Here is a 16354-nt window from a genome sequence, read left to right on the forward strand (position 1 = left end):
CTGCTACTCGATGCCGCGCGACTTGAGCAGTGCCTCGATCTCGGCCATCTCCTCGTCGATCGGAGCCGGCTGCCTGCCCTTCGCCGGGCCCGTCTTCGCGACGGCTCTGGTCGCCGATGCCTTGGGGGTCTGAAGGCCACCGGCGGTGACGGCCTTGCCGGGCTCAGCTTTCGAGCCGCCGGCGCCGCGGCGGCTGACGAGGCCCCCGACCACCCACAAGACGATGCACAGGCCGAGCAGCGACAGCCCGAACCAGACCGCGGGGGAGAAGATCACCGCTCCGGCCCAGTTGATCACGGCCACCGCGCCATTCCACACCAGCCGCAACAGGCCGCTGAAGAAGAGTGCGATGGGGGCGAGCGCCAGAGCGACGCCCTGGATGACCCGGCCCTTGTTGTGCCGCCGCCAGGCGACGCCGGTGGCGATCACCCCGAGCAGGAACAGGCCGACGCACAACGGCAACAACACGGTGTCTACTGCGGGCATGTCTCCACAGTGCCACGTGGGGCCCAATCCGGCGATGGGGGAGATCCCTCAGCCGGCCCTGGTGCTGCACCGCCCACTCCCCGGCCGGCCGGGACCCCTACGGTGGTGGACATGGCGCACGAGCGAACCCTGACCGACTCCGCTTTCCCCGATGACGAGGGGAAGGCGACCGACCTCACCCGTCGGCTGCTCGCCGCCGCGGACGGCAGCAGGGAGCCGTCCGACTACCTGCGCGCGGTTGCGCAGCTCTGTGCCGACCGAGTGCTGGTGCCGGTGGTGGCGACCGCCACCAGCGTGGCGACCACGGTGGACGGGCTGACCTCGGATAGGGAGGCCGAGATGTCGGTGGTCATGCTGCAGGCCGGGGATGGCCGGCGCGCCATGGTGGTCTTCACCGGGATGGACGCGCTGCGGGCCTGGAGCCCGCAGGCCCGGCCGGTCCCGGTGACGCTGGATCTGGCCGCTCGGTCCGCCCTGGCCGACCAGGCTGTGGCGCTCTTGGTGGACCACTCGGGGCCGCATCCGCTGGTGATCGAGGGCGAGGTGCTTGACCAGCTCGCGCAGGGCCACCGGCTGGTGGACCTGCCCGGCGGCCAGTTCGGCTGGGTGGTGGGCGAGGGTAGCGGGCACCCCGACGGGTCGGGCGGGCCGGACGGGCAGAGAGACGGCCGGGAATAAGGTCGCATCCTCGCAGGTTCTTCAGGTGTCGACGTCTAGTCGCCAGATGTGCCTGCCGGCGCATTCTTTGCTAGTCTGTCGTCCGACCGATTCAGTGAGTTCACTGGGTCCGCAAAGCGGAGACCTGATCTCCCACCCGTCACAGCACCTTCCGATCCGTTCGGTAACCGTTGTCGGGTAGGTCCCGAGCCGGAGGCGAGAGCATCCGGACTTGAGGCATGTTCAGGGCTTCCGCGCAGCGGGAGCCCTTTGTGCGTTCTCCGGGTCGATCGACCGTCAACTTTTCAACTTGGAGGACATATCAGCACCGAACCGCGAATCAACGATCGCATTCGCGTTCCCGAGGTCCGACTCGTCGGGCCCGCCGGGGAACAGGTGGGGATCGTGCGCATCGATGACGCCCTGCGCTTGGCGCGTGAGGCTGAACTCGATCTGGTGGAGGTCGCCCCGATGGCGCGTCCGCCGGTCGCCAAGCTCATGGACTACGGCAAGTTCAAGTACGAGAACGCGCAGAAGGCCCGTGAGACGCGTCGTAACCAGACGAACACCGTGATCAAGGAGATGAAGCTCCGGCCCAAGATCGACAGCCACGACTACGAGACCAAGAAGGGTCACGTCGTGCGGTTCCTCAAGGCCGGGGACAAGGTCAAGATCACGATCATGTTCCGGGGCCGTGAACAGTCACGCCCGGAGCTCGGCTACAACCTGCTGAAGAAGCTGGCCGAGGATGTCGGCGAGTTCGGTTTCGTCGAGTCGTCCCCGAAGCAGGACGGTCGCAACATGCTGATGGTGTTGGGACCGCACAAGAAGAAGACGGAGGCGCGGGCGGAGGTCCGGGCGGAGCGCGACCGCAGGGCAGCGGAGCGGCAGGCCGATGCGGCTGCCGAGCGCACCGAGCAGGCCGATCATCGGGCCCAGGCCGCCACCGAGCCCCACCCGAAGCGGAAGCGCGGCCCGGTCGACAACCTCGACGCTGACATCGACCTGAGTTAGCAGTACCAGAACCACACGGTTCTTCTCCCGAAGACAAGGAAATGGAGTCTCCAGCATGCCGAAGATGAAGACGCACTCCGGTGCCAAGAAGCGGTTCAAGATCACCGGCTCGGGCAAGGTGATGCACCGCAAGGCCGGCAAGATGCACCTCAACGAGCACAAGCCGACCACCCGCACCCGGCGTCTCGACGGCGATGCCGTGATGTCCAAGGGCGACGCCCAGAAGGCCAAGAAGCTGCTCGGCAAGTGAGCGCCGGCGCCCCAAGGCGCCACCCAACCGACTGGGCCCAACCCACCGCGCTCAGCACCGAGCCGTGGACGAGCCCGACCTGAGAACCCCTCGGGCCCGCCCCGATCAGAGAAATAAGGAGTATCCGGATGGCACGCGTCAAGCGTTCTGTTAATGCGCACAAGAAGCGTCGTGAAGTTCTGGACCAGGCTGCCGGCTACCGCGGCCAACGTTCGCGCCTCTACCGCAAGGCCAAGGAGCAGGTGACCCACTCCCTGGTCTACGCCTACCGCGACCGTCGCGCCCGCAAGGGTGATTTCCGCAAGCTGTGGATCCAGCGGATCAACGCCGCTGCCCGTGCGGAGGGCATGACCTACAACCGCTTCATCTCCGGCCTCAAGGCCGCCGGGGTCGAGGTCGACCGCAAGATCCTCGCCGACCTGGCTGTCACCGACCCCAAGGCGTTCGCCGTCCTGGTCGGGGTCGCCAAGGCCAACGTGCCGATCGCGGACTCGTCTGCGGCCTGACGACAACAGGCTCGACATCTCCGCCAACGACGAGCCGACCAGACTGAGTCCTGCCAGCCAGGCTCAGATCCGGTCGGCTCGTCGGCTTGTTCGGCGCAAGGAGCGGATCAGGGCCGGGTTGTTCCTGGCGGAGGGCCGGCAGGCGGTCCGCGAGGCACTGGCCGCAGCCGGGGTGGTCGCCGCGCTGTTCGTCGGCGGCTCGAGCGTCGAGCGGCACGGCGACCTGATCCAGTCGGCCCGGGCGGTCGGGGTCGAACCGCGGCTGCTGTCAGACCAGGACATCGCCGGTCTCAGCGACACGGTGACCCCACAGGGCGTGGTCGCCGTCTGCCGCGTCATCGACGTGTCGCTGGATCAGGCGCTGGCGGGTGATCCCCGGCTGGTGGTCTGCTGCGCCCAGGTGCGCGACCCGGGCAACGCCGGCACGGTCATCCGCTGCGCCGACGCCTTCGGCGCGGACGCGGTGCTGCTCAGCGAGGGCTCGGTCGACCTCTACAACGCCAAGACGGTGCGCGCCACCGTCGGCAGCCTGTTTCATCTGCCGCTGGTGCAGGGAGTGGAGCTGGCGACCACGCTGGCCGAGTGCCGCCGGCGAGGTTTGCAGGTGCTGGCGGCCGACGGTGCCGGCGCTGTCGACCTGGACGAGCTGAAAGGATCCGGTGGCCTGGCCCGACCGACGGTGTGGCTGATGGGTAACGAGGCGTGGGGGTTGCCGGCCGAGGACGCCCGACTCGCCGATCAGGTGGTGCGGGTGCCCATCTACGGCGCCGCGGAGAGTCTCAACCTGAGCACCGCCGCTGCGGTCTGCCTCTATGCCACCGCCGCTGAGCAGCGGCACAGGTCCACCGGCCAGTCCGGTGCGGCGACGACCGGTCAGCCTTCCTAGACTGTCACTCGCACCATCCACGAAGCCACATCACGAGGGGAGCCCATGTCCGGGCCAAACAAGAGCTACGACCCCGTCCAGGTCACGCCGCTGAACGCGGAGCACGTCGAGGCCATGGTGGCTGAGGCGCTGGCTGCGTTCGCCGCGGCGACGACGGTGGCCGAGCTCAAGCAGGCGCGGATCGCGCACGCCGGTGACCGGTCGCCGCTGGCGCTGGCCAACCGGGAGATCGGGGCACTGCCGCCGCAGGCGCGCAAGGACGTCGGGCAGCGGATCGGCAGGGCACGTGGTGAGGTGAACCAGGCCCTGAAGACTCGCGAGGCCGAGGTCACCGCGGCCGAGCTGGCCCGGGTGCTGGTCGAGGAGAGGGTCGACGTCACCCTCCCGGTCGAGCTGACCCCCCAGGGCGCCGTCCACCCGATCACGGCACTGATGGATCGGATGTGCGACGTCTTCGTGGCGATGGGCTGGGAGGTGGCCGAAGGCCCCGAGCTCGAGGCCGAATGGCTCAACTTCGACGCGTTGAACTTCATCCCCGACCATCCGGCGCGGACCATGCAGGACACCCTCTTCGCGGACCCGGCCGACAGCGGTGTGGTGCTGCGTACGCACACCTCACCGGTGCAGGCACGCAGCCTGCTGACGAGGGAGCTGCCCGTCTATGTCGTCTGTCCCGGCAAGGTCTACCGGGCCGACGAGTACGACGCGACGCACGTGCCCGTCTTCCACCAGATCGAGGGGCTCTGCGTCGACAAGGGCATCACCCTGGCGCATCTGCGTGGCACTCTGGACTACTTCGCCCAGGCGATGTTCGGCGACACCCGGACCAGGATCCGCCCCAACTACTTCCCGTTCACCGAACCGTCGGCCGAGGTGGACCTGCAGTGCTTCGTCTGCCACGGTGCCTCCGTCGGAAACCCTGACAACCCCTGTCGGACCTGCGCCTCCGAAGGATGGATCGAGTGGGGCGGCTGTGGCGTGGTCAATCCGCGCGTACTGCAGGCCTGCGGGGTGGACACCGACGTTTACTCCGGGTTCGCCTTCGGCATGGGCGTCGAGCGCACCCTGATGTTCCGCAACAACGCCGAGGACATGCGCGACATGATCGAAGGGGACGTCCGGTTCAGCCGTTCCCTGGTGGGAGGAGCCCGATGAGAGCGCCCCTGTCCTGGCTGCGTGAGCATGCCGCGCTGCCCGAGGAGCTCGGCGGCCGTCATCTGGCCGAGGCGCTGATCCGCGCCGGTCTCGAGGTGGAGACGGTCGAGCAGGCCGGTGCAGATGTCACCGGCCCGCTGGTGGTGGGCCGGGTGCTGTCGTATGAGAACGAGAAGCACTCCAACGGCAAGGTGATCCGCTACTGCCGGCTCGATGTCGGCGAGCACAACGACCCTGCCGACGGTGATCAGCCGCCGTCGCGTGGCATTGTCTGCGGTGCGCACAACTTCCAGGTGGGTGACCTGGTGGTGGTGGCGCTGCCGGGTGCCGTCCTGCCCGGCGAGTTCGCCATCGCGGCCCGCCGGACGTACGGCCACGTCTCCGACGGGATGATCTGCTCGGCCCGCGAGCTGGGTCTCGGCGATGACCATTCCGGCATCATGGTGCTGCCCGACGACGGTCTGGTCCCGGGCCAGGATGCGGCACCGGTGCTGCATCTGCGCGACGAGGTCCTTGACATCGCCGTCACCCCCGACCGCGGCTACTGCCTGTCCATCCGCGGACTGGCCCGGGAGTCGGCTCAGGCGACCCGCACCACGTTCACCGACCCGGTCGACCGTCCGGTTCCGGCCGAGTCGACCGCCGGCTGGGCGGTGAGCCTGGAGTCTCCCGCAGCGCCACTCTTCGTCGCCGTCACGGTACGGGGCGTGGACCCGTCCCGGCCGAGCCCCCGCTGGCTGGCCCGCCGGGTGCAGCTGGCCGGGATGCGGCCCATCTCGCTGGCGGTCGACATCACCAACTACGTGATGCTGCAGACCGGTCAGCCGCTGCACGCCTACGACGCCGACCGGCTGAACGGTGGCATCGTGGTCCGTGAGGCCCGGGCGGGGGAGAAGCTGACCACCCTTGACGACATCGTCCGCGACCTGGACCCGGCAGATCTGGTGATCGCCGACGACAGAGGCCCGATCGGGCTGGCGGGGGTGATGGGTGGTGAGTCAACCGAACTGTCCGAGAACACAACCACGATCGTGATCGAGGCGGCCAACTTCGACGCCATGACCATCGCCCGCACCTCCAGGCGGCAGAAGCTGTCCTCGGAGGCGTCTCGCCGGTTCGAACGCGGTGTCGACCCGGCGGCCGCCTACGCCGCGGCCCACCGGGCTGCCGACCTGCTGGTCGAGCTGGCCGGCGGGACGGTGGCCGCCGAGGAGACGGTGCGTGGGGCGGTGCCAACGCAGCCGACCCAGACGATCGACGCCGCTCTGCCGGGTCGTGTTCTCGGCACCGAGGTGCCGGCCGAGCAGGTGGTCGAGCTGCTCACCCTGATCGGTGTGGACGTCGGAGTCGAGGGAGACCGGCTGCAGCTCGTCCCGCCGAGCTGGCGCTCCGACCTGCGCGACCCGTACGACTATGTCGAGGAGGTCGGTCGGCTGGTCGGCTACGACACCATCGAGCCGGTGGTGCCGCGAGCGCCGGTCGGACGGGGTCTGAGCCCCTCGCAGCGGTCCAGGCGCGCGGTGAACGCCGCCGTTGCCGCCGCCGGTTTCGTCGAGGTGCTGACCTTCCCGTTCCAGTCCGAGCACGAGCTGGACCAGCTCGGTGTGGAGCGGGACGACTCTCGGCGTCAGCTGGTCCGACTGGCCAACCCGCTGTCGGAGACCCATCCGTACCTGCGCACCACCCTGCTCCCGGGACTGTTCGCTGCGATGGTGCGCAACACCAGCCGAAGCAACGACGACCTGGCGCTGTACGAGTCCGGTTCCGTCTTCTATGCGCGGCCGGGCGCGCCGGCTGCCCCGCGGCCTGCAGTGGCAGGGCGCCCGGGCGACGACGAGCTCGCCGCGCTGAATGCGGCACTGGCCGACCAGCCGCGGCACCTTGCGGTCGTGCTGGCCGGCAACTGGCTGCCGAAGGGCTGGCAGGGCGAGGCGATCCGGGCCGGCTGGCAGCACGCGGTCGCCTTCGCCGAGACGGCGGCGCAGGCTGTCGGGCTGCGACTGCAGCGTCGGAGCGCCGACGTGGCCCCCTGGCATCCCGGCCGGTGCGCCGAGCTCAGCCTCGCCGACTCTCATCAGGTGATCGGGTTCGCCGGAGAGCTGCACCCCGAGGTCTGCCGGAGCTTCGGGCTGCCGCCCCGGAGCGCCGCGGCAGAGATCGACCTGGACGCACTGGTCGCTGCCGCGCCCGGCGCCGGTGAGGTGGCTGCCATCTCCTCCTTCCCGGTGGCGAAGGAGGACGTGGCGCTGATCGTCGATGAGGAGGTCCCCGCTGCCGCGGTGGAAGCGGCGCTGCGGTCCGGCGCCGGCGCCCTGCTGGAGTCGGTCAGGCTGTTCGACATCTTCCGGGGGCCGCAGATCGGCGAGGGGAAGAAGTCGCTGGCCTTCGCGCTCCGTTTCCGTGCCCCCGACCGCACCCTCACCGACGGGGAGGCGGCCGCCGCCCGCGACGCCGCCGTCGACGCTGCGGCGGCGGCGACCGGGGCGGTTCAGCGCACCGAGTGAAGGGCACTTTCATGAGAGGCACAGGGATCAGGGGAACGGGGGCCAGAGAGCGCTGCCGGGGCCGGTCTGTGCTCGGCTAGAGCAGGGCTCCTCGCGGACCGAGGTCGAGCTGGCCGGCCTCGACCAGCCAGGTGACCGCCTCGCGGGCAGCTTCGTCGGAGCTGTAGGCGGGCTGGTAGCCGAGCAGCCGGCGAGCCTTGTCGATGCTTGCGACCTGGCTGCGCGAGAGATGATCCCAGCTGGCCGCCGCGTGCTGGTCGTCGGTGCGCCGGCGGAACTCCTCCCAGCTAACCTGCTCCAGCTGGGCGTGCTGACCGAACCAGCGGGCAGCCGCCTCGGCGTAGCCACGGACGGTCAGGGCCCGCTCGCTGACCGCGTGGAAGCTCTCACCGAGGGCGGCGTCGGGCTTCTCCAGGGCCAGCTGGAAGAGCTGGGCCACGTCGTCGGCGTGCACATGGTGCATCGTTTCGGCGCCCAACCCGGGCACCAGTAGCGACTGTCCGGTCGCCAGGGTCGTCCAGACCGCAGGGTCGAGGTTGCCGACCGGGTTGATCACCGGCCAGCCGGGCCCACTGATGTGTCCGGGATGGATGATCGTCGAGGCCAACCCGCCCGACCGGGTCTCGGCCAACAGCAGCTCCTCGATGGCCAGCTTGTTGGTGCCGTAGTCACCGATCGGCGTCTTGGGGTCGTCCTCCCGCATCGGCAGGACCGTGCTCAGTCCGTGGACCCAGATGGTGCCGCAGTGCAGCAGCTGCCGGACCCGACCGCGCAGCCCCTCGACGAGCTGGCCGGCCGACTTGGCGGTGAAGCAGACCATGTCGATCACCACCTCGGCCTCGAGGTCGGCGATCCGCCTTCCGAAGGTTCCGGAGTCCTCCTCCGCCGTACGGTCGATCTGGAGGCGTTCTACCCGGTCCCAGGCGGGGTCCGGGTGGTAGGGCTCGCGTTGCCCGCGGCTGACGGCCAGCACCTGGTGGCCGGCGTTCACCAGCCGCGGCACGAGATAGCTGCCGACGTGGCCCGTTGCTCCGATCATGACGATGCGCATGAGTGCAGCCTAGCGGGGGTCGGTGACATATAAATGTGGCTTATGGCATAATCATGCATATGACGTTGAAGGTCGCCGTGGCTGGAGCCACCGGATATGCGGGCGGGGAGCTGCTCCGGCTGCTGTCGGGTCATCCCCAGGTCGTTATCGGTGCGGTCACCGCCGGAGCCAGCGCCGGCAGCCGGCTGGGCGAGCACCAGCCGCACCTGGTCCCGCTGGCCGACCGGGTGGTCCAACCTACCGAGGTCGGCACCCTGGCCGGTCACGACGTCGTCTTCCTGGCGCTGCCACACGGCGCGTCGGCCGAGGTGGCGGCCCAGCTCGATCCCGACTGTGTGGTGATCGACTGCGGCGCCGACTTCCGCCTCTCCGATCCCGAGGCGTGGCAGCAGTTCTACCAGTCGCCCCATGCCGGCACCTGGCCGTACGGGCTGCCGGAGCTCCCCGGCCAGCGCGACCGGCTCAAGTCCGCGCACCGGATCGCCGTACCCGGCTGCTACCCGACTACGGCGACGCTGGCCCTGCTGCCGGCGATCCGGGCCGGACTGACCGATGCCCATGACACCGTGATCGTGGCTGCGAGCGGACCGTCGGGTGCCGGGCGGTCGCTCAAGCCGCACCTGCTCGGGGCCGAGCTGATGGGTTCGGCCAGTGCCTACGGCGTCGGCGGAGTGCACCGGCACACGCCCGAGATGGTGCAGAACTTCGCTGCCTGCGGCGCAGCCAGCCCCTCGGTGTCATTCACGCCGGTGCTGGTCCCGATGTCCCGCGGCATCCTGGCGACCTGTACCGCGCCACTGGCGGACGCCGGGGCGACGGCTGACGATGCCTACCGCGCCTACCAGCAGGCCTACGCCACCGAGCCGTTCATCCACCTGCTGCCGTCCGGGCAGTGGCCGCAGACGCAGTCGGTGCTCGGCTCCAACGCCGTGCACGTGCAGGTGACCGTTGACCGCGGCGCCGGCCGGCTGGTGGCCGTCGCAGCATTGGACAACCTCACCAAGGGCACCGCCGGGGCGGCCGTGCAGTGCATGAACCTGGCGTTGGACCTGCCCGAGACCCTCGGCCTGTCGACGATCGGGGTGGCGCCGTGACCGTCGCCTGGGAGCTCACCCGGCACTCGGTCGAGGTCGGCATGGCGCAGCTGCCGGCGCACGCCTCGGTCCCCGGCTGGGCCCTGGAGAACGCCCACGAGACCCCGTTCTGGAGCGCCAGCAGGACGGCGGACGAGCTGTGCCTGATCACTGACTTCGAGGACATCCCGGGGACCGTGCCGGCCGTCGGTCCGTTCACGGTGTTCAGCATCGACGGACCGCTCGACCACTCACTGGTCGGGGTGCTGGCCGGACTGCTGGCGCCGCTGGCCGATGCCGGCATCTCGATCCTGGCCGAGTCGACCTTCGACACCGATTGGATCCTGATCCCCAGCGCGCAGGCACACCAGGCGGTCGAGGTGTGGGTGGCGGCGGGACATCGGATCGAGAACGAGGAGCTGACATGAGCATCACCACACCGCGGGGGTTTGCGGCCACCGGCGTCGCCGCCGGGCTGAAGAGCAGCGGTCGGCCCGATCTCGCGTTGGTCCGCAACCTCGGTCCCGACTTCGCCGCGGCCGGGGTGTTCACCAGCAACCGGGTGAAGGCGGCGCCGGTGCTGTGGACCGAGCGTGTGCTGGCCGACTCGAGGTTGCAGGCGGTGATCTTGAACTCGGGTGGTGCCAACGCCTGCACCGGCCCAGCAGGGTTCGCCGACACCCACCGCACCGCCGAGCTGGTCGCGACCGAGCTGGGCATCGGCGCCATCGACGTCGCCGTCTGCTCCACCGGACTGATCGGCACCAGGCTCGACATGGCCGCGATTGAGGCTGCGGTTCCCGACCTGGTGGCGAACGCGGACCAGAGCGGCGGCGCGGATGCCGCGGTCGCGATCATGACCACCGACACGGTCAGCAAGCAGGCCGATGTCACTGCCGACGGCTGGTCCATCTCCGGGATGGCCAAAGGTGCCGGGATGCTGGCTCCCGGGCTCGCCACCATGCTGGTGGTGATCACCACCGATGCCGTGGTCCAGCCGGCGACCCTGCGACCGGCGTTGGCCGAAGCCTGCCGGTTGACCTTCGACCGGCTCGACAGCGACGGCTGCATGTCCACCAACGACACAGTGATTGTGATGGCGAGCGGTGCGTCCGGCAGCAGACCGGACCCCACCGAGCTCACCGCCGCGCTGACCACCGTCTGCGACGACCTGGCGCTGCAGCTGCTGGCCGACGCGGAGGGAGCGGCTCACAACATCACCATCACCGTCCGCGGTGCCGCCTCGGAGCAGGAGGCCGTCGACGTCGGGCGCACGATCGCCCGCAACAACCTGTTCAAGTGCGCGATCTTCGGCCAGGATCCCAACTGGGGCAGGGTTCTGGCCGCGATCGGCACCACCGATGCCGCCTTCGAACCCGACCAGCTCGATGTCTCGTTCAACGGCGTCGCCGTCTGTGTGGGGGGTGCCATCGGCGAGCCGCGCGAGCTGGTCGACCTCAGCGGACGGGAGGTGCAGGTCGATGTCGACCTGCATGCCGGCGGCCATACCGCGACCATCCGTACCAATGACCTGACCTACGACTACGTGAAAGAGAACGCGGAGTACTCCTCGTGACCACAGGACTTGCACACATCAGCACCGGCGACAAGGCCTCGATTCTGATCGAGGCGTTGCCCTGGCTGGAGACCTACGGCGGCAAGACGATCGTGATCAAGTACGGCGGAAACGCCATGATCGACGAGAACCTGAAGCGTGCCTTCGCCGAGGACATCGTCTTCCTCAGACGCTGCGGAGTGCAGCCGGTCGTCGTGCACGGCGGCGGCCCGCAGATCTCGCAGATGCTCGGCAGGCTGGGGATCAAGAGCGAGTTCCGCGGCGGACTGCGGGTGACCTCGCCGGAGGCGATGGACGTCGTCCGGATGGTGCTGGTCGGCAAGGTCGGCCGCGAGCTGGTGGGATTGATCAACTCCCACGGGCCGCTCGCTGTCGGTCTGTCCGGCGAGGACGGTGGACTGTTCGTTGCCGAGCGGCGTGGTCTGTCGGTGGAGGGTGAGACCGTCGACCTTGGTCTGGTGGGTGACGTCGTGGAGGTGCGACCCGAGGCGGTCCTGGACCTGATCGAGGCGGGTCGGATCCCGGTCGTCGCGACAGTGGCGCCGGACGAGGACGGGCAGGTGCACAACGTCAATGCCGACACTGCGGCAGCAGCTCTGGCAGTTGCCCTGAGGGCGGAGCGGCTGGTGGTGCTCACCGACGTCGAAGGTCTGTACGCCGACTGGCCGAACAGTGCGGAGGTGGTGTCGCAGATCAGCGCAACCGAGCTGGCCGAGCTGCTGCCCCGGCTGGAGTCGGGCATGCAGCCCAAGATGGAGGCCTGCCTGCGGGCCGTCGAAGGGGGGCTGGACCGTGCCACCGTGATCGACGGGCGGGTTCCGCACTCGCTGCTGCTGGAGATCTTCACCGATGCCGGCATCGGCACGATGGTGACCGCAGGCACCCGGGCCGCCGACCCACTGGCCGCTGACCCACTGGCCGCTGACCCCCGGGCGACCAAGGCCGGGGAGGCCCTGTGATGAGCAACAACCCACTGGGCCAGCTGGTGGCCACCGAGCCGTCGGCCAGTCTGACCGCACGCTACGGCCAGGTCATGATGAACACCTTCGGTCCGCCGAAACGCGTGTTCGTCCGGGGCGAGGGCTGCCACATCTTCGACGCCGACGGCGTCCGCTACCTCGACCTGTTGTCGGGCCTCGCCGTCAACGCCCTCGGCCATGCCCACCCGTTCGTACTGTCGGCGATCACCAGTCAGATCGCCACCCTCGGGCACGTGTCGAACTTCTTCAGCACCCCGGCGCAGGTGGCCCTGGCGGAGCGGCTGGCGGCGATGGTGGTGGCCAGTGCGCCGGACACCCCCGCCCGGGTCTTCTTCAGCAACTCGGGGACCGAGGCCAACGAGGCCGCATTCAAACTGACCCGTCGGACCGGCCGGACCAGGATCATCTCCACCGAGGGAGCCTTCCACGGCCGCACCATGGGTGCGTTGGCCATCACCCACAACGAGAAGTACCGGACGCCGTTCGAGCCGCTGCCCGGCGACGTCACCTTCGTTCCGTACGGCGACGTGGCGGCGCTCGAGGCGGCCGTGGACGACACGGTCGCCGCCGTCGTGCTCGAGCCGATCCAGGGCGAGAACGGGGTGATCGTCCCGCCCGAGGGCTATCTCGCCGCGGCTCGGCAGATCACCCGTCGGCACGGATCGCTGCTCTGGTTGGACGAGGTGCAGACAGGCATCGGCCGGAGTGGCGCCTGGCTGGACCATACCCGCGAGCAGATCACCGCCGACATCGTCACCATCGCGAAGGGTCTGGGCAACGGCTTCCCGATCGGTGCCTGTATCGCCACCGGGGCGGCGGCCGACCTGCTGGGGCCGGGTTCGCACGGCAGCACCTTCGGCGGCAATCCGGTCGCCGCCATCGCCGGCTTGGCCGTGCTGTCGGTGATCGAACGGGACAACCTGTTGGCGAACGCCAACGCGATGGGTGATCATCTGGCCGGCCGGGTGAGCTCCCTCGAGTCGCCGATGATCACCGGAGTCCGCGGCCGAGGACTGCTCCGCGCGATCGTGCTGGCGGCGCCGATCGCCGCCCGGGTGGCCGACGTGGCGCTCGACGCCGGATTCATCATCAACGCGCCGCGGCCGGACGTCCTCCGGCTGGCGCCCCCGCTGATCATCACAGCCGAACAGCTCGACTCATTCGTCGCTGTGCTGCCCGAGCTGATCTCGTCGGTGAGTGTCGACGGAGCGGTACGATGACCGGCCTCCGGCACCTGCTGGCCGACGACGACCTCAGCCAGGAGGAACAGACTGCGGTTCTCGATCTCGCCGACCGGCTGGCGGCTGACCCCTACGCGGTGCAGCCGTTCGCCGGTCCACGCTCGGTCGCGGTCCTGTTCGACAAGTCGTCGACCCGGACCAGGGTCTCGTTCGCTGTCGGTATCGCCGAGCTGGGCGGCTACCCGCTGGTGATGGACCTGTCCACCTCCCAGCTGGGACGCGGCGAGTCGATCGCCGACACCGCGCGGGTGTTGGGTCGGCAGGTGTCGGCCATCGTCTGGCGCACCAGCGGTCAGCAGCGGCTGGAGGAGATGGCGGCCTATGCCGGGGTGCCGGTGGTCAACGGTCTGACCGACGAGTTCCATCCGTGCCAGATCCTCGCCGACCTGCAGACCGTCCGCCAGCACAAGGGTCGGCTGGCCGGACTCACCCTGAGCTATCTCGGCGACGGAGCGAACAACATGGCGCACTCGTACCTGCTGGGTGGCGCGGTGGCCGGGCTGCATGTCCGGATCGCCGCTCCGGCCGGGTTCGAGCCGGACCCTGTCGTCGTGTCCCGCGCCAGCCAGGTGGCCCAGAGCACCGGAGGGAGTGTCACGGTGACGGGGTCCGCCGCCGACGCGGTGGCCGGCTCCGACGTGGTGGCCACCGACACCTGGGTGTCGATGGGGCAGGAGAACGACGGCCGCGACCGGGAGAAGGTGTTCGGGCCGTACGCCGTCACCAGCACGCTGCTGGCGTTGGCGGACCCGCAGGCCATCGTGCTGCACTGCCTGCCCGCCTACCGTGGCAAGGAGATCGCCGCCGAGGTGCTGGACGGCCCGCAGTCGGTGGTCTGGGACGAGGCGGAGAACCGTCGGCACGCCCAGAAGGCGCTGCTCGCCTTCCTCGACGAGCGCGCAGCAGAGGCCGGACCTGCGCGATGACCGCAGCAGCCCGGGCGCCACTGACGAAGACTGCGCGGCATGCCAAGATCTTCGCCATCCTGGAGCACCACCAGGTCCGCTCCCAGACCGAGATCGCCGAGCTGCTCGCTGCTGAGGGTGTCACCGTCACCCAGGGGACGCTGTCCCGCGACCTGGTGGAGCTGGGGGCGATGCGGGTCCGGGGGGCGGAGGGGCACCTGATCTATGCGGTGCCGGCCGAGGGCGGTGACCGGACGCCACAGGTGGGGGAGTACGCCACCTTCGAAGCCCGGTTGGCGAGGCTGTGCGCTGAGGTGCTGGTGTCGGCGGAGGCGTCGGCCAACCTGGTCGTGCTGCGGACACCACCGGGCGCGGCGCAGTACTTCGCCTCCGCCATTGACCGGGTGTCCTGGGACTCGATCCTGGGCACCATCGCCGGCGACGACACGATCCTGCTGATCACCCGGTCGCCGGACGGCGGGCAGGCGATCGCGGACCAGTTCCTGCAGCTGAGCGCCCATGCCCCCCACCGCACCGCCGAGCAGAGCCTGACCGAGAAGACGAAAGGAAGCCCGTGACCACGCAGCCCGACAGCAGCGGACGCCTCTGGGGTGGCAGGTTCAGCGGCGGCCCGGCCGAGGCCATGTTCGCCCTGAGTGTCTCGACCCAGTTCGACTGGCGCCTGGCCCGCTACGACCTGGCCGGGTCCAGGGCGCACGCCGCGGCACTGCACCGGGCCGACCTGCTCACCGACGACGAGCTGGCCGCCATGGTGGACGGCCTCGACCGACTGGAGGCTGACGTCGTCTCCGGCGCCTTCCGCCCGACCCCGACCGACGAAGACGTGCACGGGGCGCTGGAGCGCGGTCTGATCGCCCTGCTCGGTTCTGAGCTCGGCGGCCGGCTCCGGGCTGGTAGGTCCCGCAACGACCAGATCGCCACCCTGCTGCGGCTGTATCTGCGGGACAGCCTCCGCGCCGTCGGCACCGAGCTGCTGGGGCTGGTGGCGGCGCTGCAGCAGCAGGCCAGGACGCACCTCGGCGTGGCCATGCCGGGGCGGACGCATCTCCAGCACGCCCAGCCGGTGCTGCTCTCCCATCACCTGCTGGCCCATGCGTGGCCGCTGCTGCGCGACCTGGACCGGATCGTCGACCTGGACAAGCGGCTGTCGATCAGCCCGTACGGGTCGGGGGCGCTGGCCGGCACCTCGCTGGGGCTGGACCCGCAGGCGGTGGCGCTCGATCTGGGTTTCGTTGACAGTGTGCCGAACTCGATCGACGGCACCGCCGCCCGGGATCTGGCGGCCGAGGCCGGCTACGTCCTGGCGCAGACGGCCGTCGACCTCTCCCGGCTGAGTGAGGACGTCATCTTGTGGTGTACGCACGAGTTCGGCTTCGCCACCCTGGACGACGCCTGGTCCACCGGGTCATCGATCATGCCGCAGAAGAAGAACCCGGACGTGGCCGAGCTGGCCCGGGGCAAGGCTGGGCGGCTGATCGGTAACCTGGCCGGGCTGCTGGCCACCCTCAAAGGTCTGCCGCTCGCGTACAACCGGGACCTGCAGGAAGACAAGGAGCCGCTGTTCGACTCGATCGACCAACTGCTGGTGCTGGTGCCGGCAGTGGCCGGCATGGTCGGCACGCTGACGTTCCATCCTGACCGGCTCGAGTCACTGGCACCGCGCGGATTCTCGCTGGCCACCGACGTCGCCGACTGGCTGGTGCGCAGACGGGTCCCGTTCGCTGAGGCGCACGAGCTCGCCGGCGCCTGTGTCCGTCGCTGCGAACGGGAGGGGATCGAACTGGCCGACCTGACGCCCGAGATGCTGCAGGAGATCTCTGCGCAGCTGACGCCGGACGTGTTGAGCGTGTTGACGGTCGAGGGGTCGATCAACTCCCGCAACGGGCGGGGCGGCACCGCGACAGCGCGGGTGGCCGAGCAGCTCGAGGAGCTGGCCGCCCAGGCGGCGACGTTCCGGATGTGGTGCGACACCTCGGTGTGAGCGTGCCGCTGGCCGGGACCGCGGGTGGCCAGCCGCTGAGATCTCACGATGAGATGTGCGCAGCGAAC

17 protein-coding genes are annotated in these 16354 nt (G+C 69.7%); 15 read left to right on the forward strand and 2 right to left on the reverse strand.

Annotated features, from left to right (window positions below):
* Positions 1-3: 3 nt before the first annotated feature.
* A complete protein-coding gene (locus JOE57_RS16860) occupies positions 4-486 on the reverse strand; it encodes a hypothetical protein (RefSeq protein ID WP_204919750.1) in 483 nt (160 codons plus the stop codon).
* Between the two features lie 111 nt (positions 487-597).
* Here JOE57_RS16860 and JOE57_RS16865 point away from each other — a divergent pair, with 111 nt between their 5' ends.
* The 7 genes from JOE57_RS16865 to pheT all read left to right on the forward strand — a co-directional run bounded on the left by JOE57_RS16865 (position 598) and on the right by pheT (position 7458).
* Positions 598-1164 (forward strand): SseB family protein, encoded by a 567-nt coding sequence (locus JOE57_RS16865; protein WP_204919751.1) that lies wholly within the window; start codon positions 598-600, stop codon positions 1162-1164.
* A gap of 249 nt (positions 1165-1413) precedes the next feature.
* Entirely contained in the window at positions 1414-2157 is a 744-nt protein-coding gene (gene infC / locus JOE57_RS16870) for a translation initiation factor IF-3 (protein WP_204919752.1), read from the forward strand.
* Between the two features lie 55 nt (positions 2158-2212).
* A complete protein-coding gene (gene rpmI / locus JOE57_RS16875) occupies positions 2213-2407 on the forward strand; it encodes a 50S ribosomal protein L35 (RefSeq protein WP_204919753.1) in 195 nt (64 codons plus the stop codon).
* Between the two features lie 128 nt (positions 2408-2535).
* Complete coding sequence (rplT, locus tag JOE57_RS16880) at positions 2536-2913, forward strand: 50S ribosomal protein L20 (protein ID WP_204919755.1); 378 nt, start codon at positions 2536-2538, stop codon at positions 2911-2913.
* A 16-nt stretch (positions 2914-2929) separates the two neighbouring features.
* Positions 2930-3799: a TrmH family RNA methyltransferase gene (locus JOE57_RS16885; RefSeq protein ID WP_204920541.1), complete on the forward strand. Its 870-nt coding sequence runs from the start codon at positions 2930-2932 to the stop codon at positions 3797-3799.
* A 45-nt stretch (positions 3800-3844) separates the two neighbouring features.
* Complete coding sequence (pheS, locus tag JOE57_RS16890; protein WP_204919756.1) at positions 3845-4954, forward strand: phenylalanine--tRNA ligase subunit alpha; 1110 nt, start codon at positions 3845-3847, stop codon at positions 4952-4954.
* The gene (pheT, locus tag JOE57_RS16895) at positions 4951-7458 is read left to right on the forward strand and encodes a phenylalanine--tRNA ligase subunit beta (protein WP_204919758.1); all 2508 of its coding nucleotides are present in this window, start codon (positions 4951-4953) and stop codon (positions 7456-7458) included. Before pheS ends, pheT begins: the two co-directional genes overlap by 4 nt.
* Positions 7459-7534: 76 nt before the next feature.
* Here the strand turns inward: pheT and JOE57_RS16900 are convergent, their stop codons facing one another.
* Entirely contained in the window at positions 7535-8509 is a 975-nt protein-coding gene (locus JOE57_RS16900) for an NAD-dependent epimerase/dehydratase family protein (RefSeq protein WP_204919759.1), read from the reverse strand.
* A gap of 59 nt (positions 8510-8568) precedes the next feature.
* Between JOE57_RS16900 and argC the strand changes: the two genes are divergently transcribed.
* The 8 genes from argC (at position 8569) to argH (ending at position 16286) form a co-directional block, all read left to right on the forward strand.
* Positions 8569-9603: an N-acetyl-gamma-glutamyl-phosphate reductase gene (gene argC, locus JOE57_RS16905; RefSeq protein WP_204919760.1), complete on the forward strand. Its 1035-nt coding sequence runs from the start codon at positions 8569-8571 to the stop codon at positions 9601-9603.
* Positions 9600-10010 (forward strand): ACT domain-containing protein, encoded by a 411-nt coding sequence (locus tag JOE57_RS16910; protein ID WP_204919761.1) that lies wholly within the window; start codon positions 9600-9602, stop codon positions 10008-10010. Before argC ends, JOE57_RS16910 begins: the two co-directional genes overlap by 4 nt.
* Positions 10007-11158 (forward strand): bifunctional glutamate N-acetyltransferase/amino-acid acetyltransferase ArgJ, encoded by a 1152-nt coding sequence (argJ, locus tag JOE57_RS16915; protein ID WP_204919762.1) that lies wholly within the window; start codon positions 10007-10009, stop codon positions 11156-11158. Before JOE57_RS16910 ends, argJ begins: the two co-directional genes overlap by 4 nt.
* Positions 11155-12117, forward strand: coding sequence for an acetylglutamate kinase (gene argB / locus JOE57_RS16920; protein ID WP_204919764.1), 963 nt, complete (start codon positions 11155-11157; stop codon positions 12115-12117). The genes argJ and argB overlap by 4 nt, the downstream gene beginning before the upstream one ends.
* Positions 12117-13358 (forward strand): acetylornithine transaminase, encoded by a 1242-nt coding sequence (locus tag JOE57_RS16925; protein ID WP_204919766.1) that lies wholly within the window; start codon positions 12117-12119, stop codon positions 13356-13358. Before argB ends, JOE57_RS16925 begins: the two co-directional genes overlap by 1 nt.
* The gene (argF, locus tag JOE57_RS16930) at positions 13355-14305 is read left to right on the forward strand and encodes an ornithine carbamoyltransferase (RefSeq protein WP_204919768.1); all 951 of its coding nucleotides are present in this window, start codon (positions 13355-13357) and stop codon (positions 14303-14305) included. Before JOE57_RS16925 ends, argF begins: the two co-directional genes overlap by 4 nt.
* On the forward strand, positions 14302-14862 hold the full coding sequence (locus tag JOE57_RS16935; protein WP_204919770.1) for an arginine repressor: 561 nt from the start codon (positions 14302-14304) through the stop codon (positions 14860-14862). Before argF ends, JOE57_RS16935 begins: the two co-directional genes overlap by 4 nt.
* 65 nt (positions 14863-14927) lie before the next feature.
* Complete coding sequence (argH, locus tag JOE57_RS16940) at positions 14928-16286, forward strand: argininosuccinate lyase (protein ID WP_239580093.1); 1359 nt, start codon at positions 14928-14930, stop codon at positions 16284-16286.
* Positions 16287-16354: the final 68 nt, after the last annotated feature.

Source organism: Microlunatus panaciterrae (assembly GCF_016907535.1).
In the GTDB taxonomy this organism is placed as follows: domain Bacteria; phylum Actinomycetota; class Actinomycetes; order Propionibacteriales; family Propionibacteriaceae; genus Microlunatus; species Microlunatus panaciterrae.

Bases quoted from the DNA above. Each gene is read 5' to 3' on its own strand.
- JOE57_RS16860 (WP_204919750.1), bottom strand. From the start codon at position 486: ATGCCCGCAGTAGACACCGTGTTGTTGCCGTTGTGCGTCGGCCTGTTC.
- JOE57_RS16865 (WP_204919751.1), top strand. From the start codon at position 598: ATGGCGCACGAGCGAACCCTGACCGACTCCGCTTTCCCCGATGACGAG.
- rpmI (WP_204919753.1), top strand. From the start codon at position 2,213: ATGCCGAAGATGAAGACGCACTCCGGTGCCAAGAAGCGGTTCAAGATC.
- rplT (WP_204919755.1), top strand. From the start codon at position 2,536: ATGGCACGCGTCAAGCGTTCTGTTAATGCGCACAAGAAGCGTCGTGAA.
- pheS (WP_204919756.1), top strand. From the start codon at position 3,845: ATGTCCGGGCCAAACAAGAGCTACGACCCCGTCCAGGTCACGCCGCTG.
- pheT (WP_204919758.1), top strand. From the start codon at position 4,951: ATGAGAGCGCCCCTGTCCTGGCTGCGTGAGCATGCCGCGCTGCCCGAG.
- JOE57_RS16900 (WP_204919759.1), bottom strand. From the start codon at position 8,509: ATGCGCATCGTCATGATCGGAGCAACGGGCCACGTCGGCAGCTATCTC.
- argC (WP_204919760.1), top strand. From the start codon at position 8,569: ATGACGTTGAAGGTCGCCGTGGCTGGAGCCACCGGATATGCGGGCGGG.
- argJ (WP_204919762.1), top strand. From the start codon at position 10,007: ATGAGCATCACCACACCGCGGGGGTTTGCGGCCACCGGCGTCGCCGCC.
- JOE57_RS16925 (WP_204919766.1), top strand. From the start codon at position 12,117: ATGAGCAACAACCCACTGGGCCAGCTGGTGGCCACCGAGCCGTCGGCC.
- argF (WP_204919768.1), top strand. From the start codon at position 13,355: ATGACCGGCCTCCGGCACCTGCTGGCCGACGACGACCTCAGCCAGGAG.
- JOE57_RS16935 (WP_204919770.1), top strand. From the start codon at position 14,302: ATGACCGCAGCAGCCCGGGCGCCACTGACGAAGACTGCGCGGCATGCC.
- argH (WP_239580093.1), top strand. From the start codon at position 14,928: ATGTTCGCCCTGAGTGTCTCGACCCAGTTCGACTGGCGCCTGGCCCGC.